The sequence below is a fragment of the Paenibacillus sp. NPDC058174 genome (assembly GCF_042883865.1).
Lineage (GTDB): Bacteria > Bacillota > Bacilli > Paenibacillales > Paenibacillaceae > Pristimantibacillus.
In genome coordinates this window covers 17,248-43,930 of the sequence record NZ_JBHVUY010000011.1, presented here as the reverse complement: position 1 = coordinate 43,930, position 26,683 = coordinate 17,248, and the positions used below count along the sequence as shown (strand labels likewise).

The window sequence follows — 26,683 nt, the reverse complement described above, 5'->3', positions numbered from 1 at the left end:
CAACCCAATGGGCTGGAGGTTTTCTATCTTGCTTTTATGTTGTTGAGCGTTCGCTCTCTTTAGACTGCGAAGCTTGAACCTGCTGCTGCGGCTGTTGCTGCTTCTCGGAAGCAACAGCAACCGCTTTGCCTGCCGGAGGCTTGATCGGCTTCTTATTCCGATCACCGCCATTCGGACGGTAGCCGCGGCGGTGCTCATTGCGGGGACCGCGCTGCGACTGCTGCTTCTCATGCTGCTGCGGCTGCGCGCCTCCTTGTCCTTCCCGCTCTCGCGTGCCCTTGGACACCTGAGGAGGAACTGCAGCAATCGGAGCCGCTGACGAAGCGGCAGCCGCAGCTACGCCAGCAACAATTGCCGAGATGAGCGAATCATCGCCTTCTGGCAACAGTCCGTCTGCATCTGTGTTCAGCAGCGCTTCCTCTTCCTCATTCGCTTCTTCCTCAGGTGAACGCTTCACGCTGCCTGTCTTCTCCAAAACGAAAAAAGCGCAGCCGAAATTGCAATATTCATTAATATAATCGGTCATTCCGGAGAATGCGCTATCCTTCGTTGCCTTCATATGGTTATCGCGAAAAAAACCTTTCAGCCGCAACTGGTTGTAGCCCCAATCACCAATTATAAAATCATACCTCTCCAGCACTTCGCTGTACCGGTCCTTAAAAGCATCTGCATTCCAGCCATTGCGGTTCTCATGCAGCAGCTCATAGATTTTCCCACCGATCTGAATCAACGCGTCTCCCCCATCTCTCGGAGCTTAAAATATAACTTATACCCCTGTAAGCTCGCGTGATTGCGCCTGTTCAGCGGAATCCGTCTGCTCATGGGCATGATAGGAACTGCGGACAAGCGGTCCGGACTCAACATGGCGGAAGCCCCGTTTCAGTCCTTCTTCTTTCAGCTTGGCGAACTCATCGGGATGTACATAACGCTCGATTGCCAAATGATTAGGCGTCGGCTGCAAGTATTGTCCCAAAGTGAGGATGTTGCAATCCACAGCACGCAAGTCGTCCATTGCCTGCAATACTTCCTCGTAAGTCTCGCCTACGCCCAGCATGATGCTGGACTTGGTCGGAATCTTCGGATTCATTTCCTTCGCCCGTTTCAGCAGCTCTAGCGAGCGCGAGTACTTCGCACGCGCGCGAACGCGATCGGACAGCCGTTCCACCGTCTCGATGTTGTGGTTCAAAATATCCGGTTTTGCATCCATAACGATTTTCAACGCATCTGCGTTGCCGAGGAAATCGGGAATAAGCACTTCTACCCGGCAAAATGGCATCCGTTCGCGAATGGCCTTAATTGAACCGGCAAAAATTTGAGCGCCGCCGTCCGCGAGATCATCACGGGCAACCGATGTAATAACGCAGTGGCGCAGCCCCATTTGCTCAGCTGCTTCTGCTACGCGTTCCGGCTCCTGCAGATCAAGCTCTGTAGGCAATCCCGTCTTAACGGCGCAGAACCGGCAAGCACGCGTACAAATATCGCCCAGGATCATAAACGTAGCGGTACGATTGGACCAGCATTCATATATATTCGGGCAACGAGCTTCTTCACAAACGCTATGCAGCGTCTTAGAACGCATCATGTCCTTAATTTCGGAATAGTTGCCATCCGTCGAAAGTTTTATGCGAAGCCAATCCGGCTTTGGCAGTTTGTCCTTCTGTTTTTGTTTCATTAGCTTTCCCTGCTTTCAATATCGATTTCAACTGATATAGAAACGATTGTCAACGTTACTGTGCGTATAAAAACAACTAACCCCTCATTACGCGCAGCTCTTAAAACACTGTGAGCTGGTGCGGAGTTCTCCGTTTATTATAACATGTTTCGCATAAAAGCCAATGATTTGCAAAACATAACGATTATGCGAAAGAGCCAGCGAAAGGGTGGAACGTTTGAAACAGACCATTTCAATTGCCGCAGCCATACTAGCCGTTTCCATTGCCTTGGCAGGCCAGCCCTGTGCCGCGCAGAAAGCTGACAAGCCTGCCGCAGCGCAAGCGGGGACGGCGGATACGCGAAGCGACGCGGACATCCTCAAGCTGAGGCAGCAGTTGTATGAACGATTAAGTATCGTAACGGAAATTCCATGGTACCGCATTGCCGCAATCGATCAATATGAGCGGACACTTAGCAAAGCAAAGCCGAAATTACGGCCCCAGCTTGGCGATGTCAGCGGCGTATTTATCGAGGAGGAGCAATGGGCCGGCCCGCTCAATCCCGATATTAGCGACATGTCGCCAGCTTCCATTCAATGGTTTAATGGGGTAGGCCGGGACGGTGACGGCGATGGCATCGCAGATCGGTACAATGACCTTGATCTGCTCTATTCCGTTACAAGCCGGCTGCTGCAGCATGGCGGCTCCACAGAGGATGATTTTGCAATTGGCCTGTGGGATTATTACCGCAATAGCAGAGCGGTTCAGCGAATCCAGCAATTTGCGCAAATTTACGCTGCTCATGAGCGTCTGGATTTGTTTGAGCATGCTTTTCCAATTCCGGTAGGAACCAATAACTACTCTTACCGCAGCACATGGGGCAATGCCCGCAGCTGGGGCGGCAGACGAAGCCATGAGGGCACTGATATTTTCGCGCCTTACGGCATTCCTGTCCGCAGCACCTGCTACGGCATTATTGAAGTAAAGGGATGGAACCCCTACGGCGGATGGAGAATCGGCATACGTGATCTCAACAACTACTATCATTATTACGCCCATCTGCAGGGCTTCGATAAGTCCATTGGCGTCGGCTCGCTCGTCAATCCCGGGCAGGTCATCGGCTGGGTCGGAAGCTCTGGCTACGGCAAGCCAGGTACACAAGGCAAATTTCCGCCTCATCTGCATTACGGCGTCTACCGCGATCGCGGCCTGATCGAGTGGTCCTTCGATCCCTATCCGCTCCTGAAGAAGTGGGAGACAGACGAACGCAAGCGGCTTCGATCCAATGGGTAAAAAAAGCTGATCCCCGTCATATACAAAGGGGATCAGCTTTTTCGCGTTCATGACTATTAATCACTGCTGCCATTTGCAGCTGCCCCTGGCGCAGGAAGCGATGGAGCGTTCAGATGCTCCTCAATCATGCTGCCATCCGAAGGTTTGGATACGCCCTCGCCATTTGTTAACGGCACCGATATGTTAGGAGCTTGAGCTGCGGAGTCGCCCACCGGATTGCCTTTATTATCGTAATAGTACATAGGCACATCGCCGACGACGAGCAGGTAAGAAATCGGAATTTCAGTCTCGACCAGCTGCGGCTCGGTTTCAAACGGAACGATGATGGCAACCTCCGTCACGATATGAATATAGACTTCAATGAGGATCATGTTGATACCGGCATTTTTCTGCCTCGTATTCAGATCGACCTTTACCGCGCCTACCGGCTCGAATTTAACCGGAACTCTGGGGCCGTAAGATGAAATAATCGCGCTTCCTAGTGCGTTGCCGATCGGAATACGCTCCGGTATTTCTTTCAGATCAGACAACGTAGACTGTACGGTATCGATCGTTTGCGCCCGTATTTTCGTATGCTCGGCATAGTTCAGCATGAAGCCGGACACTTTGCCGGCACTGTTCATTTTCCAATCGATAAGCTTCTCGAAATCCGAATTAGAGACCACTTCCTCGGTTGTCGCTTTATTTATGGCCTGTGTTGCCACCTGCTTGATCCGGATTTCTGCTACCTTCATTAGAGGCGGCCGCAAATGCTTCTCGATGTAGACGAAGGATTGAATCGTCCCCAGCAGCAGTACGAGGAGCGCGAAAAGCACCCAGTAACGTTTTTTCCTTCGTGGAGACACTGGCGGTGAATCGCCTCCGCTTATTGCAACTGTCCTCCCGCTGCCCGATGATTTGAACGCGCGCGGCCGCAGCCGCGGTGCACTGCGAAGACCGCCCCATGCCGGACGCGGCCCTCCGGTCATCGCCTTCGTCCGCATTTTAGGCTTTGGCTGCCATTTGCCGCCCCATGCTTTGCCGCTATTGCTTGACGAAAATCGATTTCCCCAGCTCACCGTCTTCACCCGTTTCATAGATCCGCCCGGCAAGCGGTCCATCATCCGGGACAGCAGTCCTCTTCTCCCCCATCGCGCCACACTTGTTCCCTCCTTGCCATTGCCATTTCAGCGCCAAGATCCGTTTGTCCCGCTTCCTATATGTTCAAGCTTATGCATGTGCGGGACAAAAAAGAAGGAAGCCCTCAGGTAGCCGCCTGAGCAAAAATCAGGTACTATTAATGAAAAGCAACTTGATCCCGTCGTTCTCGGAGGAGTTGATTGCAAGTGCTGACGTTAAAAGAGAAGCTCTACCTGCTGAAGCTGCTGAAGCAGCAAAAGCGCAAATCCTGGTTTGGCTTGAAAAAGGTCGATCCGGAGCATGATAGACTGGTGGAGAAGTTAGAGCAAATGGTTCGTAATGAACAGGTAAATCGGGAGCATCTATAGCTTGGGGGATTTTTCTAATGTTGAATTTTGATCAAAAACTGGCTGTTATCACCTCTTTCGAAGAGCTGCAGCGAAACGACGTATCGCTCGGAAGAGTTAACTTTCAGTATGAAGACAGTCTGTACGACCGTAAAAATGTCGTTTATCATCTGCATCCTAACGGCAACGGCTATGTGTATGCAGGCCTTTTGAAAGGTTATCCGACAGATGACAAAGGCCTTGTGAACATCAGGAATTTCAGCGAGGATTCGCTTCGCCTGCTGATCCGCGACGCTATTGATTCTTTGTCCCGCCGGGAGGAAGCTCCAGAGCCGAAGCCTTCGCGCAAACGGAAAAAGGTGAAGGAAGAGGAGTGGTACGGCCTCTCCGACCAGAAGCTCATCTTAAAGCTTGAGGATGAGATGTGGTATATCTACTCCGGATTGAATCTGGAGATGGCGTTTGAAACGTATGAGGAAGCTGTCGAGTACATGGATGAAGAAGGCTTCGCTCGTTCGTAAGAAGAATCGGAGATTCCATTAAAAAGCTGGCGAAATCAGAGCTGCATATTGCAGCTGCAGATTTTCGCCAGCTTTTTGCTATCTTATTGGCTTGGCCCCCGCTTCGGCAGCAGCCTTACATACTGATCAGAGAGGTTCATCAGCTGCATAATATAATCGTAGTCGCTGCGGTATTGCTCGATATCGGCAACGGGCTCCATCGTCTTAAGCGATACAGCCGTTCCGTCTTCAAAACCTTTGCCCGGCACGAACAACACTTCATTGTTGAAAAACGAGCCAGTCGGCAAATAATAACGCATGCCGAAGACATTGTGGTCCGTGTTCAGTAAATCCCGTCCAAAGGCAACAACGCCCTTCTCCGCTGGCTTCAGGCCAAGCAAATTGGCAAGCGTCGGCATCATATCCAGCTGCCCGCCCGGCTGCTCGATGACATGGCCTTCCCTTTGCGACGGATCATGAACAATAAACGGAATATTAAACCGGCTTAGACGTGAATCATAATGAATGCCCAGCTGTGAGCTGATCGTTGCGGCATCGGCCTTATCAGGCTGCAGACCAAAGTGGTCGCCATAGATGACAAGCACGGTATCATCCCACATGCCCTTCGCTTTAAGCTGCTCGATAAATGTGCCGAGCGCATAGTCCGTGTAATGTACGGCACGCAAGTAATCGCCCAGGTGGGTACCGTCCATCTCCTCTGGCAATTTCAGCTGTGGCCCGCGATCCTCCGGCACTTTAAACGGAAAATGGCTGGAGACGCTAACGAACTGCGCATAGAACGGCTGGCCCTTGGCATGAAGCTCGCTAAGCTTGGCAATGCCCGTCTTGTATAGTTCCTCATCCGAAGGCCCAAATTCATTGAAATTGTCATTCTCATAATAAGGTTTATCATAATAGCCGTTAAAATGCAGCGCAGGATACAACTTATCCCGATTCCAAAAGGTTACGTCATTGACATGGAACGTATAAGCCTCGTAGCCTTCAGTCTGCAGCATGCGCGGCATGCTTGGCAGCTGCCGGTCCCCGTAGCCCGTAGACATCGCCATATTTCCTACCGGATAAATGGACGTGTTCGACATAAACTCGGCATCCGACGTATTGCCCTGCCCGATTTGCTGAAACACATGCGGGAAGTAATAGCTTCCTGAGACCAGCTTGTTCAGAACCGGCGTCAGTTCTTCCCCGCCAACGCTCAGATGAATCGGGAAGTTCTGAAACGCTTCGAGCTGGACAACGATGACGTTCTTCCCTTTCGCTTGTCCGAAGGCAACCGGCGATTGCCCGGCGTGCGCCGATTGAGACTGAGATTGGGACTGGGATCCGGATTGATAAGGATAAGAGGACTGCAGTTCCTTGATCTGTGCCGTGACCTCTTCCAGGCTCCCGTTTTTAGCGGCTAACGATTCACTGCCTGCCTGCCATGCCGCCGCAGCTTGATAATTAATGAAGCCGACGCTTTGAGCCTGCTCCAATTCATTCGGAATAGCCTTGGCTACATAAACGGAGCGAACCGACAAAGCAAGGCAGAAGACGGCGCTGCCAAGCAGAATAGCCGTCCGGCCGATGCGCTTGCGCCCTTTTACCCGTATGCCTCTGAATCTATTAACAAGATAAATGACGAAAATAATAGCAAGGTCAATAAAATAGACAAAATAAACCCCTTTAATAAGCGCATTGATACTGTCCCCGATTTGCCCCACTTGATTCAGCGCTTTTAACGCCGTAAATGTTGGAATCGAGCCGTAATAAGCAAAGTAGACGGTTGATGCAAACAACAGCAGGGAAATAACGAAGTTGACCAGCCAATAGCCGAGCCCTTTCCATCTGCCGGGTATTGCAAGCTCGCACAGGAGAAGTACAGCGAGAATTGCCGCCAAATCAGAAAGCATGCCTGTAAACGTAACGCCTTTGAACAAAAAGACGCGAAACAGCACGAATTTAGCAAACAACAGCAGCAACAGCGTTACAAAAGGCGAACGCCGGTAGCCATCATCAAAAAATTGCAAACGCAAAGCCATCACTCCAATCTATGAACGCAAAAAAGCCGTCAAAGACGACGGCCTCTCTATCTTTTCTATTCATTATATTAACGCATTGTTAAGCTTTTATAAAGCCATGCTGCATGGATTTGCCATGTTAATAGATTCCGCCGGAAAAGCGGAGGCTGTGTCAGGTTCGGTTGTCAAATCTGCCGCCCTGTTCCTTATAACGGCGATTGGCAGCGTTGAGCCTAAGGATACCGTACAACAAAAAACAAAAAAGGGGAATATAAACAATCAGCAGATATGGAAACTTGCTTATTACCGAATTATTCGCAATGATTATTGGGAATTGAACGATAATTAATATGGCCAGCGTGGTCGAAAATCTTTTATTCCGCTCGATCAGCGAATCGATATCCGAATAAATTTCCGGCCGCTGATCGCCCTCGTAAGCCATCCTCCAAATAAACCAGCCGTTAGTCGTGCCTTTATACATCAACTCCCAGCCTGCTTCTTCAAATAGACTGATATAAGCTTTATCGATTTTATTCTGATAATCGACGCAATACCTCATCTTCCGGGGCTCGCCTTTCTGGAACTGGAACCGTACGCCATTTCCCTTCACCTTCACGAGCTGCCAGCCGTCTGCTTCCCTCTGTTCGAGCCAGCTTTCAACCTTATCCGGCTCCCAGCCGCCCCACCACTTGAACTGGCTCTTCAACTCACTCATACAGCTTACCCTCCATTTTCTTTGCGTTATCGTACAGCTCGCCGATTCTCGCTATTTCTTCCCTCAGAATCAACTTGCCCGTTTCCGTTATCTGATAGAACTTCTTGCGTTCTTCCTCGAGCACAACAGCAATGAGTCCATCCTTCTCCATTCGAGACAAGCTGCCGTAGAGCGTACCTGCTCCCAGATGTATCCGGCCCTTTGTCAACTCGCCAACATCCTGCATAATGCCGTACCCATGACGAACTTCTGTTAGGGACAGCAAAATATAGTAAGCCGTCTCCGACATCGGCAAATAGCTTCGCAACAGTTTTTCAACCAATGAGTTTACCTCCCGTACACTTACATCACCGCACGTTATATCGCGACGTGATATATCATGAGGTGAGTATATCACGTCGCGATATAAGTGACAATAGCTTTTCCCATAAAAAAAATGGAGCCTGCCCGCAGCAATTGCCGGACAAGCTCCATTGGAAGTTGGGATAATGAGAGCCGTTTATTGAGGCTCTGTACTTGGTTTATTTTTAGAGGCCATGCTTCCTAAAAGCAAAGATACAAGGATAATGATTAATGCAAACCATGTATTCGAGTTAATCTGATCTCCTAACAATAACGTACCCAGAATAACGCCTATGACGGGGACGATGTAATTGGTTAGAGCTGCAAAAGCCGCCCCAGATTGTCTAATGAGCGTATTGTACATCATGTATACAATTCCCGCATGGAACACGCCTAGAATGAGGAGAGAAATCAGCTCAACAAGGGTGGGTCTGATACTTAACGGATTCTCGGCTATAAAACTAAGCGGAATCAGAATGACGGATGCGATCAACAGCACATTTCTCATCGCCAGCACGGAAGACATCGGCGGAAGCTTTTCCAGGAGTACCAAGGATAAAGCGAAACTTAAAGAAGCTCCTATAAGCGCCGCCATCCCCCACAGGCTTTGGTTTCCAAAGTCGATCGTTAGCGTGGGCAGAATCATAATGAGAATACCGGCAAAGCCTATCCCTATACTTAAAAAATGCAGCATCCGCAATCGGCTAATTCTGAGGATAAATAAAATAAGCAGCGTAAAAATCGGAATCGTCCCCATAATAATGGAAGCTATACTGCTCGATACCCGCTGCTGCCCCCATCCGATTAAGAAAAACGGGATAACGGCTTCGAACAAAGCAATCGTTAGAAATAGGATGCCCAGATTCTTTTTAGGACGAGGCGTGGTGGTCTGCTGCCCTTGCGATTTCTTGCTCATCAGGCCATAGATCAAGGCTAGTGTAACAGCCCCCACTATTGCCTTAATTGCTGCAAGCGATACAGGCTGAACGCTCGCGATCACCTTGTCTACAAAGAAAAACTGTGACCCCCAGATCAAACTAATCCCCAGTAAAAATAAAATACTTTTTACGCTCATCTCTCTAACCCCTTAACAGACTGATTTGCCGGATGCCGCAGCTGTTGTTTTTTATTTGTACCCAGCACCCCAGCTATGATCATAATCGCACCTATTACATGATAAATCGTTATCCGTTCATTTAAAATAAGCGCTCCGGCCATTATTGATATTAATGTCGACAAGTTACTGAACACGCTAACCTTAGAAGCTTCAAGCCGGGACAATGCAAAGCTGGACAGCAGTGTCGTTCCCACTGATGAGACTACACCCAGGTAGAACAAGGCTAGCACATAGGAAGGCTGGGCAAATGGCTGAAAAAAAGGTTGGAGCGTGCCTTCAGCCGCATGCCGAATCAGAGATACAGACAAAAACGCTATAAATCCGATCCCTGTCGTAACAAGGGTAATCTCCATCGGCGCATATTTCTGAGCCAGAGGACGTGTCAAAACACTGTATCCGGCAAATGAAACGGCTGACAGCAGCAGTAGCAGGAGTCCCTTTAAATTCGCCGCATCCAGCCCGCTTCCATCCTTCATCATGAATATGAACACCACGCCGGCAACGGACAAAAACAATGACAGCTTCTGAATAAGGCTTGTGCGTTCTTTAAGGAAGATAGAAGCGAGAAGCAAAGTGAATATAGGAACCGTTGCTAAAATAATTCCGCCCTCCGATGAAGAAGCATTAATCATTCCATAAGATTGGAAGAAAAAAAATAGTACTGGTGAAAATAAGGCCAGCGGGGCTATTCTCCATAGATCCCGAAGCTTAATTCGGATACGAACCCAGCCGAGCAGAAAAGGGATGGCAACTGCGATCAAGCCGATAGAAAATCGGTGCGCCAGCACATCCAGCGGATGAGCAGTCGCAACCGTAACTTTAACAAACAAAAAAGAAAAGCCAATAATAACAGCATAGGCGATTGCAGCCAGATAAGCACTAACGTTTACTCGTGATGTATTCATTATTCATTCTCCTCGTATGAACCATGTGTGTGTTTAACTCTGTCATCATTCTAAACGGGAGAAGTCTTTGCCACAATTGTGAAAAACGATATCTGTACCGGTACAGATTTGCGCTTAGAACTGTACGGAGGGAACAGCCAAATTATTGACTATGATCTTAATGGCTGTCGCATGAACCTAAGAAAAAATCCTGACCATTCAAGATAGCCATCTTGGTGGTCAGGACTTTGCTTGAAAGATACATGAAATTCACTGAGACGGTTGTTCTATTACTTAAAATCCCGCTGTCTCATCGCCTCGTACAGCAACACCGTACCCGCCATCGCTACATTCAGCGATTCGGCTTGTCCGCGCATCGGAATAATTACAGCTTCGTCTGCTTGCTCGCTTACTGCTGCCGACACACCGTTGGACTCATTCCCAAGTAGCAACCAAGAAGCTGCCGTCCAGTCATAGGAATAACAAGTATGCGTAGCTTGCAGACTTGTACCGATAAGCTTAATACCCCGCTCCTTAGCGGCAGGCAGAAGCTCCAGCAAGTCCGCTTCAATAAGAGGCAAATGGAATAATGAGCCCATTGTGGAACGTACTGTTTTGGGGTTGTACAAGTCGACACAGCCTTTGCCGAGCACAACCGCATCCGCTCCCACTGCATCTGCACTGCGGATGATGGTGCCAACATTGCCGGGATCGCGTACCCCGTCTAATACGACAACAAGACTGTTGTCCCGGAACAATGACTCCTTGTCCCACTCCAGCTTGCCGACAACAGCAAATATCGGCGGCGGCGTGTCGGTCCCCGTACATTTCGCCATCACCTGCGAGGATGTCTCTACCCATTCGAAGCCTGATGAATCAGCAGCTTCATTTTGCAATTCCTGAGGGATGCCGCGCTCTCCATCGTATACGATCGTTTCAATGGGAGCAGAAGCTTTGATCGCTTCCAGCAAAAGATGTACGCCCTCGATCACAAACTTGCCTGTTCGATCGCGAAATTTTTTATCCAGAAGGGAAGCCCAAAGCTTGACCCTGTCATTTTGTACGGACGTTATTTTTTCATGATTATAGTTATTCACGGTTCTAATCAGCCTTCCGAATAAGCGATTTCCAAATTGGATAAATCTTGGTTTTTGCCAACAATGACGAGCACGTCGCCCGACTTAATTAAATCTTCTGGATACGGAGAGATGTTCATTGATGTTCCCGTCTTGATTCCCATTACGTTGCATTTGAATTTCTGGCGAATATCGAGCTGCACCAAGCTTTTGCCAACCATAGCCGGAGGAGCTTTAATTTCAACAATACTGTAGTCCTCGGAAATTTCGATATAGTCCAAAATATTAGGCGATACCAAATGATGCGCAACCCGCAGGCCCATATCGCGCTCCGGGTAAATTATTTTATCCGCGCCAATTTTCGCAAGCACTTTACCGTGCAGCTCGCTTTGCGCTTTTACAATGATCGTGCCTACGCCTAAATCCTTCAATATTAAAGTCGTCAGAATACTCGACTGTATGTCTTGTCCAATCGCTACCACAACGACATCAAAGTTGCGGATTCCAAGAGAACGCATCGCTTCCTCATCGGTTGAATCTGCAGATACGGCATGCGTTACCTTATTGATCGCATCCTGAATCCGGTCCTCATTCGAATCAATTGCAAGAACTTCAAAGCCCATCCCAGTCAAAGCAGCAGCTACGCTAGATCCGAACCGGCCCATCCCGATTACGGCAAATTGTTTTTTGGCCATCCGATTCATGCTCTCCTTTGAAAAAAAAGCTAAGTCTTTGCCCATCATAACGTTGTATTCCATTATAACATAACCCCAAGCACGGGATGAAAAAAGGCGCTCAGGGACATAGTAATTTACGTACGTGCAATCCAGTAGCGGTCGCCATGCGATCGGTGAACTTTTGACATGGAGGGTTCCTTTTATGAAACCACCGGTTTTGGATTTAAGGCAAGCGATCGTCCAACGTGTTCAAAACAACGACAAACAGCAGCTGGAAGAAGTCATTACGGGTTCAGTCGGCCATGACGAGCGCACCCTTCCGGGGCTTGGCGTCTTGTTCGAAATGATCTGGCAGCAAATTGATGATCAAGAGCAAAACAAGCTCGTTGATGTACTCTACAACCATCTTCAACAGCTGCAGCCGGCAACGGGAAAATCTTAATCCGCTTGGTAACGTGTATCAGCTGTATACACGGTTTTACCGCCAACTAGCGTATGTGTCACCCATGGATGTCCATTATAACGCTGAACAATAATGAGATCGGCCGCTTTGCCAGGCTCAATGGAGCCCGCCTCATCCGCAATGCCGCAAGCTTGCGCCGGATGAAGGGTAGCCATCCGAACGGCCGCAGGCAAAGCGGCTATTTTCTCATCGGCCAGTTTGAACACAGACTGAAGAAGTGAAGATGAATGATAATCCGAGCAGATAATTGAAGCAGCACCCGCTGTTATCGCATCAACCGCACGCAAATTCTGGTCATGCGACACGCCTCTGACTATATTGGGCGCACCTACGCAAACCGCCAAGCCTTGCTCCATTGCGTGTTGTGCGGTTTCAAGGTTAATGGGAAACTCGGACACGTTGATGCCATAGCTTTTAAAAATATCCACCCGGTCTAGCGAATCATCGTCGTGAGATGCCAGGGAGATACCTTGCTTCAAAGCTTGATGTCCGAGCTGCCTCAGTTGATCCCAATCAATCTGCTTTCTGCGCTCCATTAGATCGACGACTAAAGCTTGCGCCTCTGTAAGCTCCATCCCCTGATTTTTCATCACATAACGCTCGAAAGATCCTTCTCTCCGGTACTGACCCTGCCCTGGGCTGTGATCCATAAAGGACAAATAATCAATTTTGTTCTCTTTTATGAATTGGGATACGATGTGCAATCCCTGCAAATGAGAAATTTCGTAGCGCAGATGGATTCGGTTGCGGATGACCGAACGCGTGGCCCGGTACCTGTTGATAAGCTTAACCATTTCCGTCAGGAGATGATCTCCGCGCAAACTAAGGCCAACGCCAAGCGATAGCGAATGGTACATGGTCGTAATCCCGTGAAGAGGGAGTTTGCGCTCAAATTCCAGCAAGGACATCTCTAGTGGAAAAAGCGTATTGGGCCTCGGCTGCACTTCTTTTTCAATCGCATCATTATGAATATCGACAAGTCCCGGCAGCACATAGCTGCCGTTAGCGTCGATGACAGCATAGTTTTCTTCGTTGAATGCAGTACTGATGATTGAATGTCCGGCATGATTACACTCGGCATCCATCATCAAATTTTTAATATCAGAGTATGTATCCTCAGTGTCAATCAACGAATTCTTAGTATTTGAGTATGTATCCGCAGCATCAATCAACTGTTGACTAGCGCCAACGTTCGTACCCTCGGTATCTGCCGAAACCGCGCCATCCCCTGCTGCTGAAATTCTCCTTATTTTGCCCTCCTGCACATAAATATCCGCTTTAACTACAGCATCTGGAAGAACAACCCATCCATTTTTTATGCATACTGGTTTCAAGCTTACCCCTCCCTCCATCGAACGTTTCTGTTACTGATGAGTATAACATTTCCGATGTTCTGTAAACAGCTTCCAGTTTGTTAAATATCACTGCTGATGGGGTTGCTGTAAAATGTCTCTAACTTGCGTTATACTTCCCATCACCCTGCAAGTTATTTCCGATTATGCATTAGCGAAGCTGGTTCGCTGTTTAAAGAAGCCATTTTCGCTGTAATCTCTACAGATTGCTGTACCTATCTCTACAGCGAACTAAACTTCGCTTTCCATGAACCTAGGTTCGCGAATTGCGAAATTTGCTTCGCTGTGCGGAATGGTGGAGCCTCTCTCGCATCGTGCAGCGAAGTTCAGTTCGCTATTTTGCGAAGCTGGTTCGTTATATGTCATCATGCAGCCTCACCAGCATCTTACGATGGTGTACAGTGAAGTTTAATTCGCTAATTTGCGAAGCTGGTTCGCTATCTGGACTAACCTGCTTTTTTGCATACTTCAAACTTCCCTACAGAGCTTCCAGTCAAAAATAGCGAAGCTCATTCGCTGTTTAACGAAGCCATTTTCGCTGTAACCCTTGCAGATTGCTATACCTATCTCTAGAGCGAACCAAACTTCGCTTTCCATGAACTTAGGTTCGCGAATTGCGAAATTTAGTTCGCTGTGCGGAATGGTGGAGCCACTCTCACATCGTGCAGCGAACTTCAGTTCGCTAATCTGCGAAGCTGGTTCGCTATTCCGCCTCACACAGCCCTATCAGCAGCATTTGGCGGCGGACAGCGAAGTTCACTTCGTTAATTTGCGAAGCTGGTTCGCTATTCCGCCTCACACAGCCTTATCAGCAACATTTGGTGGCGGACAGCGAAGTTCACTTCGCTAATTTGCGAACCCGGTTCGCTAGATGTGACCATGCAACCTCATCAACAGCATACGGCGGCGGACAGCGAAAGTTTAATTCATTGATTAGCAAAAAAACAGCAAGGCGTCCAACCGGACGCCTTGCTGTTTTCACAACTCTATTAAGCTCTAGTCCAATCCAAACGGCTCCAGGCCTTGCTTCAGAGGCAAGAGCGCCGGACGCTCGCAAGTGCTCTTCATCACGTAATGTGTGCCTTGCTCCGATGCGTCGTGGAAGCCGTGCATCGCCTCAAGCACATGGTAAGCCATGTTGCCGTTAGCGCGATGCTTGCGTCCCGATTGGATCGCTTTCGCCATGTCGGCCGCGCCAATGCCGCGGGAGTTGTCTGTGAAGCCGAATGCGAGAGGAATCTCCACCCATTCGTTGGAGCCTGCACGGCACAGGCGGATCGGACCGCCGAAGCCATTCGGATCCGGAACGCGAAGTGTACCTGCACTGCCGTACACTTCGATATGCGGCAATACGGAGCCGCCCTTCACGTCAAAGCTGGTTACGATTGTGCCCACAGCACCAGCAGCAAAATCGATGAGGCCTGCCACATGCGTAGGCACTTCAACCTCAACCTTTTGCCCGTGCTTCGGCTGGCTCGTAATCGTCCGCTCTGGGAACGAGATGCGGGCTGAGCCGGTTACACGGCTAATTGGTCCAAGCATCGCCACAAGCGCCGTCAAGTAATACGGTCCCATATCGAACATTGGACCGCCGCCCTTTTGATAGTAGAATTCGGGTGCAGGGTGCCAGGACTCATGTCCGCCCGACATCATAAATGCGGTAGCGCCGATCGGCTGGCCGATCCAGCCGTCTTCGATCAGCTTCACGCAGGTTTGAATACCGCCTCCGAGGAAGGTATCCGGTGCGCTGCCCACGAGCAATCCTTTCCGTTCTGCCAGCTCAAGCACCTGCTGCGCTTCCTCGCGGGTTACTGTGAACGGCTTCTCCACATAGACATGCTTGCCGGCTTCCAATGCTTGCAAGCATACGGCAGCATGCGCCTGCGGAATGGTCAGGTTAATAATCAGTTGAATGTCCGGATCGGCAAGCAGCTCTTCTACAGAGCAGCCGCGAATACCAAACTCTTCGCCCTTCGCAACGGCACGCGCTACATCGAGATCGGCGCAAGCTACGATTTCCATCGAAGGAAATTGTGCACGATTGTTCAAATAAGCGCTGCTTATGTTGCCTGTGCCGATAATGCCTACATTTACTTTACTCATTTTAGTTCTGACCCCCATTGTTCGCTGCCTGTTTACCTTCTGCACACCAGAGGAAGCCTCTGCGAATCATTTCCTTCACGACCGGAATGTCAACGATATTGGCTTGATGGCCAAGCGAGTTGTAATATACGCGGCCAACGCCCCAGCGCTTCGTCCAAGCAACCGGCATATCAACGGCGCCGTTAAGCGAATGCGGGCCTTCCGCAACCGGGAAACGCGTCGTTGCAAGAACATTTACTACCGGATCGACGTGCAAATAATATTGCTCACTGGACACTTCGAAATCTTCGATGCCCTCCGTCAATGTGCTGGAGCTGTGCTTCACATTAACGACATAGTTCGTGCCGTCATTGCCGGGATGCGCCACCCACTGGCCGCCCGTCATGAACTGCCAGTCGACATTGTCACGGAATGAATCGCACATACCGCCATGACAGCCAGCCAAGCCAACGCCGCTTTGTACGGCTGCCGATACGTTGTCTACGAGGTGATTTTCGATTTTGCCCATCGTCCATACCGGTACGATCAGATCAAGCGCCTTCAGCTTCTCCCCGTCTGCGAATGCTTCAAGCGTATCCGATACCTCTACTTCAAAGCCTTCCTTCTCCAGCACCTCTTGAAAAATACCTGCTACTTCCTTCGGCTGATGCCCGTCCCAGCCGCCCCATACGATTAACGCTTTACGCATATGCCGCCATTCTCCCTTGCCATATAGTATTAGTTCATCTTAATAAGGCTTGTTCTTGTTCATATTCTCCCTCTGGTGTCATCACCAGAGCCAGCAACTCCAACACTAATCGTAGTGAAGCTTCCTAGACAAAGATCATTTCGCTCCTCTATGACGCTCCCTATTGAAGCTCCTGCAGCGCAACCCATCGGCGCTCCTGAACCGAACGCTCAACGGCCTCCAGCACCTCTTGGCATTTCACCCCGTCATGGAAGTTTGGAACTGGCTGACGGTCTTCAGCAATCGCGTTCATCAGCTCCAGCACTTCATGCGTGAACGTATGCTCGTAACCGATCGTATGTCCGGCCGGCCACCAAGCGTCCATGTAAGCATGGGCTGCATCGGTTGCCAGTACGCGGCGGAAGCCCTGTACATCCTCGGCATCGTCCGTAAAATACACCTGAAGCTCGTTCATCCGCTCAAAGTCGAAAATTACGCTGCCTTTGCTTCCGTTAATTTCGAAGGAGTTCGTACAGCGATGACCTGCTGCAAAACGCGTTGCTTCAAAGCTGCCCAATGCGCCGTTCTCAAACCGGGTCATGAACAAAGTTGCATCATCGACCGTAACCTCGCCCCGAGGCGCATCCTTCGAGCCCTTGGCGCTAAGTCCCGTCATTGACGTCGGAAGCGGTCTTTCTTTGATGAACGTCTCTCCCATTCCGACTACCTCTTTGAACTCGCCGACGAGATAACGCGCCATATCGATCAAGTGAGCACCTAGGTCGCCATGAGAGCCGGAGCCGGCAATTTCCTTCTGCAGACGCCATACGAGCGGGAAGTCCGGGTCAAGTACCCAATCCTGCAGGAACACGGCACGGAAATGATAAATTTCGCCCAGTCTGCCTTCATCGATCAGCTTCTTGGCCAGTTGAACGGCTGGAGCAAACCGGTAGTTAAAACCAACCATATGCTTAACGCCAGCCGCTTCAGCAGCATCCAGCATCGCTTTGGAATCTTCCAGCGTCAGAGCAAGTGGTTTCTCGCAAAAGAGATGCTTGCCGGCTTTAGCCGCTTCAATCGCGATTTCCTTATGCGCGTCGCTTGGCGCATTGATATCGATCAAATCGATATCGTCGCGGGCAATCAGCTTGCGCCAGTCCGTCTCGCCGCTCTCCCAGCCGAACTGCGCGCGCGCCTGCTCCAGCCCTTCGGGACTGCGCCCGCAAATCGCTTTCATTTCCGGCTTTGCAGCCGCATCAGGGAAAAACATCGGCAGCGCGCGGTACGCGTTGCTATGCGCCTTGCCCATAAATTTGTAACCGACCATTCCGACACGAACTTTGCTCATTTCCGATTACCGCCCTTCGAATTTTATTTAAGAGGTTTCTCGATGCACGAACTGCACTGGAAGCAGAGGGTCCCCCTTCGGAAGCTCTACTGCTGAAGGCGCCAGCAGACGAAGCGCCGCTGTTTTGCCCATCTCGTAGAAGGGTACTGTCACCGTGGACAAGCGAGGACTTACGATACGCGAGCCGTCCGAATCATCATAGCCAACGACAGCCAACTGCTTGCCCGGCTCAATGCCGTGCTCGCGCAAGCCGTCCATCAGGCCGATTGCCATCCGGTCATTGGCCGCAAATACCGCGTCAATATTGCCGCTCCGCTGCAGCCCGGCAATACCCGCAGCTGCCTCGTAGCCGCTCTTGCGGCTGTAGTTGCCTTCGAACAAATGCTCCGTCCGCACGGGAAGCCCTGCTTCATTAAGTGCACGTGTATAACCCGCCAGCCTGTCCCCACTGTTTGAATACACGTCCGGTCCATTCAAGAAAGCGATGTCGCGATGGCCCTGCTCCAGAAGATGGCGCACTGCTTCATAGCTTCCGGCCTCGTGGTCAGCGTCAACATACATGAAGCCTTCTCCGTCAAACCGCTGATTGACAAGACAGAACGGATACCCCTCCGTCTTCAGCTCCCGAAGCGCATCCCGTTCTTCCGCAACGTTCTGAGCACCGAGCACGATGCAAGCATCCACCTTCTGCGTCCGGAACAGCTTGGCATAATCACGCTCCCCATCCATCTCGCGAAAAATTAGGAGCAGATCATAATCACAGCGCTTTGCCGCATCGCCGATCCCGCTCAATATTTCAGCGAAATAATAAGTGCTGAATAGATGCACCTTCGGCACGACCGGCACAATAACGCCGATATTGCCGCTCTTCCGGCGCGCAAGACGCTGCGCAAGCGCGTTGGGCACATACCCCAGCTCCCGCGCGGCGGCGAGTACCCGTTCCTTCGTCTCTGGCTTGATTGGCCCTACATCATTGAGCACCCGGGACACGGTTGCTTCCGATACACCGGCCAGCTTCGCAACTTCCTTTCGAATAAAGCATCATCCTCAACAATTTCATGTCTTGCGATTTCAATAATGTACACGCGTACATTATGTCATGAAAGCGCTTATGCGTCAATAAACTTTAATGTAAATTTATAATTTTTTTACGGAGAAACGGCTTCAGAATCTTGTCTGATATTGTCATTTCAGTTATACTCTAGACTGCCCTATAAAATAAATAAGATAGAGGGGAAAGATTGGTCATGAATTTCAATATAGCGCAAAAAAGCCAGTTGGATGCAAGAGAGCTCCTCTTGCTCGACCAGGAAGTTAAAAACCGTGGCAAAAATATGGTTATCGCCTATGTACTTTGGTACTTTCTTGGTATCGTTGGCGCACACCGCTTTTACACGGGCCGCACAGGTTCAGCTATCGCACAATTAATTTTGACACTGACAGTTCTCGGCAGTTTCATTACACTCATCTGGTGGATCGTCGACGCCTTCCTGCTTCATCAATGGATCAAGGATCACAACCAAGCGATCGAAGCTCAAGTCCTTAACGAGATTCAAGCTCACAAAGCATTTACCGGCAACGGAATGCTGTAGGCTGCTATGAATAGAAGCGATCTTACTTTAAATGAATTGCTGGTGTTCAACTCCGAGATGAAAAATGTGGAGAAATCCGCAGCAATCGCCTACCTTATGCTAATAGGCGGCCATTTGGGCGTCCATCGTTTTTATTTGAAAAAGAAGGTTTCAGCCATCATCCAGCTTGTCCTCTTCCTCCTTGCGTCTGGCGGCTATATTTTTTTCGGATTTATGACCGCTTTTATTGATGAGGGAATAGGGAGTGTGGCTTTATTCGTAGTCTCCCTTGTTCTATTCCTTGTACCAGCAATTGCGCTGCTCATTTGGATCATCGTCGATTTATGCCTGATTTCAAGGATGGTACGGGAATACAACAGTGTGCTGGAGCATCAGCTCGTGGAGCAGATCATTCATCACCGCACGCAGCAACAACAGCAGCAGTTCTAAAACGATAACAAACAACCCCTGACGGAAACGCGAGTCATACTGCGTATCCATCAGGGGTTGTTTGTTAGTTGCTATTTGCTGCAAAAACGGTGCTTATGGCGCCGTCTCCAAAAACTTCATCGTCGGGTTTTTGTCCATCGCAGTCCGCATTGCATATTCGTTCTCGAACAAAACGACATAATTGCCCTTCTTATCCTTCACGAGTGAAGAGTTGATCCGGAACTTGGACGGATCGATCTTATTCGTCTCATCTACGATCCAGCGGGCGAATTGGAATTGCATCCGGTGCAGCTGAATTTCTACGCCGTACTCGCCGCGCATCCGGTACTCGAACACCTCGAACTGGAGATGGCCGACAACGCCGAGAATCGTCTCCTCGAAGCCGCCTGCGGAATGGAAGACTTGAATCGTTCCTTCTTCCGTCAGCTGATCGATGCCCTTCTGATACTGCTTATGCTTCAACGCATTTTTAACGGTTACTTTAGCGAAAATCTCCGGCGAGAACGTCGGCAGCTCATCGAATACGATCTCGGAGCCTTGCGACAAAGAATCGCCGATGCGGAAAATACCAGGATCGAACAATCCGATAATATCCCCCGGATATGCCGTCTCCACGATATCACGGTCTTGAGCCAAAAACTGCTGCGGCTGCGACAGCTTGATATCTTTGCCTGCCCGGACATGGCGAACGCTCATACCACGCTCGAACCGGCCTGAGCAAATACGCAGAAACGCAATACGGTCGCGGTGAGCCGGGTTCATGTTCGCTTGGATTTTGAACACATAGCCAGAGAACTTCTCGTTTGTAGGCTCTATTGGTCCATTCGTGCTCATGCGCAGCTCAGGCTTCGGTGCCAGCTGCAGGAAATTTTCCAGGAAGGTCTGAACACCGAAGTTGTTAACGGCACTGCCGAAGAAAACGGGTGTCAGCTCGCCAGCCTGCACCTTTTCCAAATCGAACGGGTCGCCTGCAACGTCAAGCAGCTCCAAATCCTGCACAAGCTGATCATGCAAGAAATCGCCGGCCATCTCGCGGATGATAGGATCGTTATAGTCATCCACCTTGCGGACCTCGATCGTGTTATGATCATTGCCCTGGAACAGCTCGACCTGATTTTTCATCCGGTCATAGACGCCGCAAAGCTCGCGCCCCATGCCGATTGGCCAGTTCATCGGTACAGAACGGATGCCAAGCACCCGCTCCAGCTCCTCCATGAGCTCAAACGGACTTTGTCCTTCACGGTCAAGCTTGTTAATAAAGGTGAAGATCGGAATGCCCCGTTTGCGGCATACTTGGAACAGCTTGATCGTCTGCGCCTCGACGCCTTTTGCGACGTCGATAAGCATGACCGCACTATCCGCTGCCGTTAAGGTGCGGTACGTGTCCTCACTGAAGTCTTGGTGACCTGGCGTATCCAGTATGTTTACGCGGTGTCCCAAGTAGTCGAACTGCATCACGCTGGACGTAACCGAGATACCCCGCTGCTTCTCGATTTCCATCCAGTCGGATGTAGCATGGCGGCTTGCTTTCCGCGCTTTAACCGAACCGGCGAGCCGGATCGCTCCTCCGAACAATAGAAGCTTTTCCGTCAGCGTCGTTTTACCCGCATCGGGGTGAGAGATGATGGCGAATGTGCGGCGCTTATCGACTTCTTGCTTAATTTCATTGCCTAATGATTGACTCATGCATGCCTTCCCTTCTCATTACGAAGCGTCTCATCGCTGTTGAAGGACGATGAGACGCTGAATTTAACTTTATTTATTTGCCGTTGTTCGTAATCCAAATCACGTTGTCTTCGTCCTGGCCGTTAACCGGCCACCAGTGGAAGCCGTCTTTGGCAAGCAGCTCTTCGGCTGCCTTTGGTCCCCAGGAGCCAGCTGGATAATGCTTCAAGTCAGCGGAATCGTCGCGCCATGCAGCAGCGATGCGATCAACGAATTCCCATGCTTGCGCAACTTCATCCCAACGGGTAAAGTACGTCGAATCGCCGCGAACCGCATCGTGAATCAGACGCTCGTAAGCTTCCGGCGTATTCAAGCCAATCTGGCAGCTTTGGCAGAACTCCATCGCAACCGGCTGTACCGAATTGTCAACGCCCGGCGTTTTTGCATTCACTTTAATGTAAATGCCTTCCGTCGGATTGACGCGAATAACGAGCAGGTTAGGCGCCAGATCGTGACGCTGCGCGAACAATACGTTTTGCGGCATCGACTTGAACTCGATTACGACTTCCGTCGTCTTGACTGGAAGGCGTTTGCCTGTACGGATATAGAACGGTACGCCAGCCCAGCGGAAGTTATCTACGGCAATTTTCGCCGCGAAATACGTTTCCGTATTGGAGCCTTCACCGACCGAATCTTCCTCACGGTAGCCCGGAAGCTGTGTTCCGCGAGCTTCGCCCGCGCTGTATTGGCCGCGGATAACGTTGCTGCGGACATCTTCATGCGAATTGTAGCTGCGCAGCGAACGCAGCACTTTTACCTTCTCATCGCGAATATCTTCGCCATGCAGACGGCTAGGCGGCTCCATCGCGATCATCGTAAGCATTTGCAGCATATGGTTCTGGCCCATATCGCGCAATGCGCCTGATTTGTCGTAATAGCCTCCGCGCTCCTCGACGCCAACCGTTTCCGACAGCGTAATTTGCACGTTAGCAATATGGTTATTATTCCACAGCGGCTCGAACAAAGCGTTGGCAAAACGAATCACTTGAATGTTCTGAACCATTTCCTTGCCGAGATAGTGGTCAATGCGGAATACTTCTTCCTCTTTGAAAACCTGTCTGATCTGATCGTTCAGCTTGCGGGCCGATTCCAGATCATAACCGAACGGCTTCTCAATGACAACGCGATGCCAGCCCTTCGACTCCAGCAATCCGCCGTCGCGAAGGTTGAACGATACCGGTCCGAACAGTTCCGGCGCCAGCGCCAAATAGAACAAACGGTTGCCCGGAATATCGAATTTCTCATCCAGCTGCTCAGAGAGCTTGCCAAGCTCGCGGAACGCATCCACGTTATTAATATCGAGCGGCATATACTCGAAATGCTCGGCGAACCGGTTCCACAGCTCGGTATCATCGGCTTTGTAACGGCAAAACTCGACGATGGATTCGTACACGTCGGAACGGAACTGCTCATTCGTGCGGGTGCGGCGGGCAAGGCCGACTACTGCAAAGTTTTCGGACAGCTTGCCTTCTTTATATAAGCTGAACAAGGCGGGGAACAATTTACGTTTAGCCAAATCTCCTGTTGCCCCAAACAAATAGTATACGGCGCCCTGCCCGAGGGTTGATTCCAGGTTCGTAGTATGGTTCATTTTCCTCATTCTTTCCTATTCATTTTGTAGTTTCACATGTTATGTAGTTTAGCATAATAATCCTTAAACTGCTATTCATCTTCCACATAAAAATAACTGATAAGTTGCGTTATTTCTGCTGATTATGGGGCGCTCTTTGCATAATCCCCCGTAATTAGCGGAAGACCGACAATCAAATCATGCTGCTTGGAGCCGGCTTCACGGTGAACAGCTGCCTGGAAGCTGATCAGCCTGCCTTCCTTGCCTCCGCTCTGCACCGATTTCTTCAGCCGATCCGTGTAGTAAGAATTGCTCACCGTGCCGCCATCGGCGTAATGCTCGATCTCCCTCGCCTGCCCCGCCTTCTCCAGACGGCTTATTGCATCATTATATTCCGTCTTCCCCCGCGCGGTTATACCTTCTGTGTATTTCGTACCCGCCCATTCAAGTCCCTTTTCCACCTTTTGCACAAGATCAAGCAGATTTTGCTTGCTGGCCTCGCCGCTCGTACGGAACTGCATAATGGCTCTTCTTTCTCTGCCGGCCGGAAGGCTGTGAATAGACAATTCTCCGCCATAGTCCTCTAGTATAATGGCAGCCTCATCCGCGCCCTCTGTGTACAGAACATTCTTATCCTGCCTTTCATCTTCTGAGGTCATCATTAACACTAGTTTTCCGACCGTTGCTCCTTCACCCTCCGCATCCCAGCGCAAGCTCCATTCCGCGGAACTTGCACCATCTTTGAACAGCTTGTCCGTCCAGGACCATAACGCTTGCATATCATGCTGAAAAGCGCTTTGCCCCGCTGTGTCGGTCCCTTTCTGCATAAATGCCCAGCCGCCGCCGGCGACAAGTACAACGACAGCAGCAAGCACAGCCAAACGGGCACGCAATTGCTGCCGTTTCTGGTCCTTAATCGTCCGAATCGAATAGTAAGAAGTTGAGATAGCGTCCGCCTCCCGGCACATCATTTCGCCAATCCTTCATTGATTCTGTTTAAACGCGTCTTGAACTGGGTATATATCCATACGCATATGCCTGTAGGTGAATACACTGGTTGCAAATCGATCAGTGGGGGATGCCATTATGGAACAAATTTATCCGCTTCAGGAAGAGGTTATCGCTAATTTTTGCGGATTGCCGGTTTGCGTTATTATGCGGGACGGAACGCGTCATATCGGAGTGCTGAGTCATTGCCGCAACGGCAGACTGACGCTGAACGAGCAAGAAGGCGAAGCCGAAGCTGCCGCAGAAGTGAACCAGGCTAAGCCCGGTAAGCAGAAGAAGGGAAAAGGGAAGAGCTCGAAAGCACCCGCTGCCAAAAAGGAAACGGTGCAGGCACAAGCCTATCCGTATGACCCTTACGCCTACAATCCGTATTTCCCGTTTGGCGGGAGGATCGCCCTTGATCTGGCTTTAGTCGCTTTCCTGTTCCTGCTTCTATAAGATCGCCAATATCGCCGCAAAGTCGACAGCGGCATTCGTCAGACTTTGCGCCCCATCCGGTTTAAGCTGGAATGAAAGCTGGCTTTCCAGCTGTCCACCAAACGACCGAAACAAAGGAGGCAGTTTACAATGTCCATTCGTCCAATTTACCGTACCCCGCGATATGCCGAGCGTGTGTTGCCTGTGAAAGCAGTCGAACGCAGCGCTGCTTATTCGTTCCGCGAGGATGAACCACAGCTGCCTTCTGTATGGATGCGAAAACCGTCCCGCTTCGTTCAGGAGAGAGAACCTGACTATACGAGCTATGACCGTTCCCTGAATCTAAGCAAACTGGGTGGGGTAAACGGCCGAGGCAGATGGATCGATCAGTATATTTAAACTCATTTTACCAAATTTAGAACAAAAATAACACCGGATATCCGGTGTTACTTCATTGATGAATTATTCCGCGATGCCTTGTTTATGAGCATATATCGCCGCTTGTGTCCGATCGTCGACGCCAAGCTTATTGAATATATTCGTAATATGGAATTTCACTGTCTTGATGCCAATATACAGCTCATCCGCAATTTCCTGATTGGACATGCCCTGCGCCACTCGCTTAAGCACATCCATCTCCCGCTCGGTCAATTCCTCATGCAATGGAGCCTGGGATGGCTGTTTCGGCTGACGGAGCCGGCTCATCATCTTGGCTGCCACCTGGGACTCCAATACGGACTGGCCACGTGAAGCCGCCCGAATCGCATCGGCAATCTCCGTCGCCCGCGAAGTTTTCAGCAAATAGCTGAAGGCACCCGCTTCAATGACAGGATACAGCTTACTGTCGTCCAAATAACTCGTCAGCACAATGACTTTGCACTCCGGATACAGCTCCAACAGCTTCTGCGTCGTCTCCACGCCGTCCATGCCGTCCATTACGAGGTCCATGAGAACGACATCGGGTTTGTAGGCTTGCGCCAGCCTGATGCCATCATAGCCATTGCTAGCCTCGCCTACGACCTCGATTCCTTCCTCCGTATCCAATACCGCCGCAAGTCCGATCCGAACCATCTCATGGTCATCCACCAGCAATACTTTAATCCGTTGATTCAACTGTTCCATCGGCTCCACCCGCTCCCACCGCTTTCTTATAACGTTTCATATTCGCTACATCTATATTAACTCATTCTTCATGCGGCTTCCAACGGAACCCGGATATCGATCATAGTGCCCTCGCCAGGCTTCGAAGCCATATGCAGCAGACCGCCCAGCTCGTTTACCCGTTCTTCCATCGTAAGCAGCCCGTAAGAGGTCTGTTTTTTCACTTCCAGATCGAAGCCGACGCCATCGTCGATCAAGAGCAGTCTTACATAAGGACCATCGCGCAGCAGCTTGATTTCCATCCGCTCCGCCTTGGAATGGCGCAGCGTGTTAGACAGCGCTTCTTGAGCAATACGGAATAAATGATCCTCTGCATCGGTCTGCAGAGAAATCGAATCATCGACCTCCAGTATAATTTGCATCGGAACCTTCTGCTTGAGCTCGTCCACCAATGCGGTCAACGCCATCCCTAAGTTTTTACCATCCAGATGGACAGGCCTTAGATGCAGCAGCAATGCACGCATCTCCGATTGCGCCACGGAAGCCATCTCCTCGATCAGCTGAACCTGACGCTTAGCCCGCTCCCAATCCCGCTCGATCGTCCGGCTAACGGCCGTTGCCGTCATCGAGATCGCAAACAACTGCTGGCTGACCGCATCGTGAAGCTCCCGGGCAAGACGCTGTCGCTCCTCCAGAACAGCAGAGAACTTAACCTTCTCCGCCCAGATCGCGTCGCTTTGCTCCTCTTCAGATTGCGTTTCATTAGAAGCGTCATCCGGAGTGTCAATTGTCACGCGTATATTGCGCTTGCGCTGCTGCTCCGTCAACCGCTGGATCGCAGCCTTTAATTTCGAGTTTTGCAAATAGCCGACAAATGCCGCTGCAGCCATAGAGGCTCCAATAACGGTAAGGCCTATTACAGCCCATTTCCCCTGCAAGGTGAAAAGTTGAATATAACCGATGCTTTGCAGCACGATAACGACAAGACTAATAATAATAATCAGCCACAGCACCGTCTCGGTTATATTTTTACGGCGAGCCGCCTTATTCTGTTGCTCGGACGGCTTCGATTCCGCCATTTCCGCTCACTCCCTCAATGCCAATCATTATGAAAGCAGGCAAGAGCAGACCGGGCGCGCCCGATCCGCTCTGTGCTTAATCAATCTGT

The 26,683-nt window shown here is 50.3% G+C and carries 28 protein-coding genes; 8 read left to right on the top strand and 20 right to left on the bottom strand.

What is annotated here, in order from left to right; genetic code table 11:
- Window positions 1-34: 34 nt before the first annotated feature.
- A complete protein-coding gene (locus ACFVVF_RS27460; protein WP_387816236.1) occupies window positions 35-730 on the bottom strand; it encodes a YutD-like domain-containing protein in 696 nt (231 codons plus the stop codon).
- Between the two features lie 36 nt (window positions 731-766).
- On the bottom strand, window positions 767-1,672 hold the full coding sequence (gene lipA / locus ACFVVF_RS27455; RefSeq protein ID WP_387816234.1) for a lipoyl synthase: 906 nt from the start codon (window positions 1,670-1,672) through the stop codon (window positions 767-769).
- A 208-nt stretch (window positions 1,673-1,880) separates the two neighbouring features.
- On the opposite strand from lipA, the gene ACFVVF_RS27450 reads away from it, so the two are divergent.
- On the top strand, window positions 1,881-2,945 hold the full coding sequence (locus ACFVVF_RS27450; protein ID WP_387816232.1) for a M23 family metallopeptidase: 1,065 nt from the start codon (window positions 1,881-1,883) through the stop codon (window positions 2,943-2,945).
- A gap of 56 nt (window positions 2,946-3,001) precedes the next feature.
- On the opposite strand, the gene yunB is transcribed toward ACFVVF_RS27450, so the two are convergent.
- A complete protein-coding gene (gene yunB / locus ACFVVF_RS27445; protein WP_387816230.1) occupies window positions 3,002-4,084 on the bottom strand; it encodes a sporulation protein YunB in 1,083 nt (360 codons plus the stop codon).
- Between the two features lie 186 nt (window positions 4,085-4,270).
- Between yunB and ACFVVF_RS27440 the strand changes: the two genes are divergently transcribed.
- Together ACFVVF_RS27440 and ACFVVF_RS27435 are read left to right on the top strand one after the other, a co-directional pair.
- Window positions 4,271-4,432, top strand: a complete 162-nt coding sequence (locus ACFVVF_RS27440; protein ID WP_387816228.1) for a hypothetical protein — start codon at window positions 4,271-4,273, stop codon at window positions 4,430-4,432.
- Between the two features lie 17 nt (window positions 4,433-4,449).
- Window positions 4,450-4,932, top strand: a complete 483-nt coding sequence (locus ACFVVF_RS27435; RefSeq protein WP_387816226.1) for a hypothetical protein — start codon at window positions 4,450-4,452, stop codon at window positions 4,930-4,932.
- 83 nt (window positions 4,933-5,015) lie between these two features.
- On the opposite strand, the gene ACFVVF_RS27430 is transcribed toward ACFVVF_RS27435, so the two are convergent.
- The 7 genes from ACFVVF_RS27430 to ACFVVF_RS27400 all read right to left on the bottom strand — a co-directional run bounded on the left by ACFVVF_RS27430 (window position 5,016) and on the right by ACFVVF_RS27400 (window position 11,767).
- A complete protein-coding gene (locus ACFVVF_RS27430; RefSeq protein ID WP_387816224.1) occupies window positions 5,016-6,944 on the bottom strand; it encodes an LTA synthase family protein in 1,929 nt (642 codons plus the stop codon).
- Between the two features lie 157 nt (window positions 6,945-7,101).
- Entirely contained in the window at window positions 7,102-7,644 is a 543-nt protein-coding gene (locus tag ACFVVF_RS27425) for a DUF2812 domain-containing protein (protein ID WP_387816222.1), read from the bottom strand.
- Window positions 7,637-7,966 (bottom strand): PadR family transcriptional regulator, encoded by a 330-nt coding sequence (locus tag ACFVVF_RS27420; RefSeq protein WP_387816220.1) that lies wholly within the window; start codon window positions 7,964-7,966, stop codon window positions 7,637-7,639. The genes ACFVVF_RS27425 and ACFVVF_RS27420 overlap by 8 nt, the downstream gene beginning before the upstream one ends.
- Window positions 7,967-8,143: 177 nt before the next feature.
- Window positions 8,144-9,061: a DMT family transporter gene (locus ACFVVF_RS27415; protein WP_387816218.1), complete on the bottom strand. Its 918-nt coding sequence runs from the start codon at window positions 9,059-9,061 to the stop codon at window positions 8,144-8,146.
- Window positions 9,058-10,008: a DMT family transporter gene (locus tag ACFVVF_RS27410; protein ID WP_387816216.1), complete on the bottom strand. Its 951-nt coding sequence runs from the start codon at window positions 10,006-10,008 to the stop codon at window positions 9,058-9,060. Before ACFVVF_RS27410 ends, ACFVVF_RS27415 begins: the two co-directional genes overlap by 4 nt.
- Before the next feature lie 269 nt (window positions 10,009-10,277).
- The gene (locus ACFVVF_RS27405; protein WP_387816214.1) at window positions 10,278-11,084 is read right to left on the bottom strand and encodes a TrmH family RNA methyltransferase; all 807 of its coding nucleotides are present in this window, start codon (window positions 11,082-11,084) and stop codon (window positions 10,278-10,280) included.
- 8 nt (window positions 11,085-11,092) lie between these two features.
- Window positions 11,093-11,767: a potassium channel family protein gene (locus ACFVVF_RS27400; protein ID WP_387816320.1), complete on the bottom strand. Its 675-nt coding sequence runs from the start codon at window positions 11,765-11,767 to the stop codon at window positions 11,093-11,095.
- A gap of 175 nt (window positions 11,768-11,942) precedes the next feature.
- Here ACFVVF_RS27400 and sspI point away from each other — a divergent pair, with 175 nt between their 5' ends.
- Window positions 11,943-12,182, top strand: a complete 240-nt coding sequence (gene sspI, locus ACFVVF_RS27395; RefSeq protein WP_387816212.1) for a small acid-soluble spore protein SspI — start codon at window positions 11,943-11,945, stop codon at window positions 12,180-12,182.
- Here sspI and ACFVVF_RS27390 read toward each other — a convergent pair.
- The 5 genes from ACFVVF_RS27390 to ACFVVF_RS27370 all read right to left on the bottom strand — a co-directional run bounded on the left by ACFVVF_RS27390 (window position 12,179) and on the right by ACFVVF_RS27370 (window position 18,708).
- Window positions 12,179-13,537, bottom strand: coding sequence for an alpha-D-ribose 1-methylphosphonate 5-triphosphate diphosphatase (locus ACFVVF_RS27390; RefSeq protein WP_387816210.1), 1,359 nt, complete (start codon window positions 13,535-13,537; stop codon window positions 12,179-12,181). The two genes, sspI and ACFVVF_RS27390, sit on opposite strands and share 4 nt — an antisense overlap.
- Window positions 13,538-14,551: 1,014 nt before the next feature.
- Window positions 14,552-15,658, bottom strand: a complete 1,107-nt coding sequence (locus ACFVVF_RS27385; protein WP_387816208.1) for a Gfo/Idh/MocA family protein — start codon at window positions 15,656-15,658, stop codon at window positions 14,552-14,554.
- Window position 15,659: 1 nt separating this feature from the next.
- Window positions 15,660-16,346 carry a ThuA domain-containing protein gene (locus ACFVVF_RS27380; RefSeq protein WP_387816206.1) on the bottom strand — a complete coding sequence of 229 codons (687 nt, stop codon included), beginning with the start codon at window positions 16,344-16,346 and terminating at the stop codon, window positions 15,660-15,662.
- Between the two features lie 160 nt (window positions 16,347-16,506).
- Window positions 16,507-17,673, bottom strand: coding sequence for a Gfo/Idh/MocA family protein (locus ACFVVF_RS27375; protein WP_387816204.1), 1,167 nt, complete (start codon window positions 17,671-17,673; stop codon window positions 16,507-16,509).
- A gap of 27 nt (window positions 17,674-17,700) precedes the next feature.
- Window positions 17,701-18,708, bottom strand: a complete 1,008-nt coding sequence (locus ACFVVF_RS27370) for a LacI family DNA-binding transcriptional regulator (protein ID WP_387816318.1) — start codon at window positions 18,706-18,708, stop codon at window positions 17,701-17,703.
- A 212-nt stretch (window positions 18,709-18,920) separates the two neighbouring features.
- Between ACFVVF_RS27370 and ACFVVF_RS27365 the strand changes: the two genes are divergently transcribed.
- Entirely contained in the window at window positions 18,921-19,265 is a 345-nt protein-coding gene (locus ACFVVF_RS27365; protein ID WP_387816202.1) for a TM2 domain-containing protein, read from the top strand.
- A gap of 6 nt (window positions 19,266-19,271) precedes the next feature.
- On the top strand, window positions 19,272-19,694 hold the full coding sequence (locus ACFVVF_RS27360) for an NINE protein (RefSeq protein ID WP_387816200.1): 423 nt from the start codon (window positions 19,272-19,274) through the stop codon (window positions 19,692-19,694).
- A gap of 93 nt (window positions 19,695-19,787) precedes the next feature.
- Here the strand turns inward: ACFVVF_RS27360 and ACFVVF_RS27355 are convergent, their stop codons facing one another.
- The 3 genes from ACFVVF_RS27355 to ACFVVF_RS27345 form a co-directional block, all read right to left on the bottom strand.
- On the bottom strand, window positions 19,788-21,380 hold the full coding sequence (locus tag ACFVVF_RS27355; RefSeq protein WP_387816198.1) for a peptide chain release factor 3: 1,593 nt from the start codon (window positions 21,378-21,380) through the stop codon (window positions 19,788-19,790).
- 73 nt (window positions 21,381-21,453) lie between these two features.
- The gene (gene zwf / locus ACFVVF_RS27350) at window positions 21,454-23,010 is read right to left on the bottom strand and encodes a glucose-6-phosphate dehydrogenase (protein WP_387816196.1); all 1,557 of its coding nucleotides are present in this window, start codon (window positions 23,008-23,010) and stop codon (window positions 21,454-21,456) included.
- Window positions 23,011-23,132: 122 nt separating this feature from the next.
- Window positions 23,133-23,960, bottom strand: coding sequence for a YwmB family TATA-box binding protein (locus tag ACFVVF_RS27345; protein ID WP_387816194.1), 828 nt, complete (start codon window positions 23,958-23,960; stop codon window positions 23,133-23,135).
- A 115-nt stretch (window positions 23,961-24,075) separates the two neighbouring features.
- Here ACFVVF_RS27345 and ACFVVF_RS27340 point away from each other — a divergent pair, with 115 nt between their 5' ends.
- Both ACFVVF_RS27340 and ACFVVF_RS27335 read left to right on the top strand, forming a co-directional pair.
- Window positions 24,076-24,435, top strand: a complete 360-nt coding sequence (locus ACFVVF_RS27340; RefSeq protein WP_387816192.1) for a hypothetical protein — start codon at window positions 24,076-24,078, stop codon at window positions 24,433-24,435.
- 129 nt (window positions 24,436-24,564) lie between these two features.
- On the top strand, window positions 24,565-24,813 hold the full coding sequence (locus ACFVVF_RS27335) for a hypothetical protein (RefSeq protein WP_387816190.1): 249 nt from the start codon (window positions 24,565-24,567) through the stop codon (window positions 24,811-24,813).
- Window positions 24,814-24,876: 63 nt separating this feature from the next.
- Here the strand turns inward: ACFVVF_RS27335 and ACFVVF_RS27330 are convergent, their stop codons facing one another.
- The gene (locus ACFVVF_RS27330) at window positions 24,877-25,536 is read right to left on the bottom strand and encodes a response regulator (RefSeq protein WP_387816188.1); all 660 of its coding nucleotides are present in this window, start codon (window positions 25,534-25,536) and stop codon (window positions 24,877-24,879) included.
- Window positions 25,537-25,604: 68 nt separating this feature from the next.
- Window positions 25,605-26,594 (bottom strand): sensor histidine kinase, encoded by a 990-nt coding sequence (locus tag ACFVVF_RS27325; protein ID WP_387816186.1) that lies wholly within the window; start codon window positions 26,592-26,594, stop codon window positions 25,605-25,607.
- Window positions 26,595-26,683: the final 89 nt, after the last annotated feature.

Coding starts and splice junctions, on each gene's coding strand:
- ACFVVF_RS27425 (WP_387816222.1), bottom strand. CDS start 7,644: ATGAGTGAGTTGAAGAGCCAGTTCAAGTGGTGGGGCGGCTGGGAGCCG.
- ACFVVF_RS27345 (WP_387816194.1), bottom strand. CDS start 23,960: ATGATGTGCCGGGAGGCGGACGCTATCTCAACTTCTTACTATTCGATT.
- lipA (WP_387816234.1), bottom strand. CDS start 1,672: ATGAAACAAAAACAGAAGGACAAACTGCCAAAGCCGGATTGGCTTCGC.
- ACFVVF_RS27410 (WP_387816216.1), bottom strand. CDS start 10,008: ATGAATACATCACGAGTAAACGTTAGTGCTTATCTGGCTGCAATCGCC.
- ACFVVF_RS27360 (WP_387816200.1), top strand. CDS start 19,272: ATGAATAGAAGCGATCTTACTTTAAATGAATTGCTGGTGTTCAACTCC.
- ACFVVF_RS27375 (WP_387816204.1), bottom strand. CDS start 17,673: ATGAGCAAAGTTCGTGTCGGAATGGTCGGTTACAAATTTATGGGCAAG.
- ACFVVF_RS27335 (WP_387816190.1), top strand. CDS start 24,565: ATGTCCATTCGTCCAATTTACCGTACCCCGCGATATGCCGAGCGTGTG.
- ACFVVF_RS27435 (WP_387816226.1), top strand. CDS start 4,450: ATGTTGAATTTTGATCAAAAACTGGCTGTTATCACCTCTTTCGAAGAG.
- ACFVVF_RS27365 (WP_387816202.1), top strand. CDS start 18,921: ATGAATTTCAATATAGCGCAAAAAAGCCAGTTGGATGCAAGAGAGCTC.
- ACFVVF_RS27400 (WP_387816320.1), bottom strand. CDS start 11,767: ATGAATCGGATGGCCAAAAAACAATTTGCCGTAATCGGGATGGGCCGG.
- sspI (WP_387816212.1), top strand. CDS start 11,943: ATGAAACCACCGGTTTTGGATTTAAGGCAAGCGATCGTCCAACGTGTT.
- ACFVVF_RS27355 (WP_387816198.1), bottom strand. CDS start 21,380: ATGAGTCAATCATTAGGCAATGAAATTAAGCAAGAAGTCGATAAGCGC.
- ACFVVF_RS27340 (WP_387816192.1), top strand. CDS start 24,076: ATGGAACAAATTTATCCGCTTCAGGAAGAGGTTATCGCTAATTTTTGC.
- zwf (WP_387816196.1), bottom strand. CDS start 23,010: ATGAACCATACTACGAACCTGGAATCAACCCTCGGGCAGGGCGCCGTA.
- ACFVVF_RS27385 (WP_387816208.1), bottom strand. CDS start 15,658: ATGAGTAAAGTAAATGTAGGCATTATCGGCACAGGCAACATAAGCAGC.
- ACFVVF_RS27325 (WP_387816186.1), bottom strand. CDS start 26,594: ATGGCGGAATCGAAGCCGTCCGAGCAACAGAATAAGGCGGCTCGCCGT.
- ACFVVF_RS27380 (WP_387816206.1), bottom strand. CDS start 16,346: ATGCGTAAAGCGTTAATCGTATGGGGCGGCTGGGACGGGCATCAGCCG.
- ACFVVF_RS27415 (WP_387816218.1), bottom strand. CDS start 9,061: ATGAGCGTAAAAAGTATTTTATTTTTACTGGGGATTAGTTTGATCTGG.
- ACFVVF_RS27330 (WP_387816188.1), bottom strand. CDS start 25,536: ATGGAACAGTTGAATCAACGGATTAAAGTATTGCTGGTGGATGACCAT.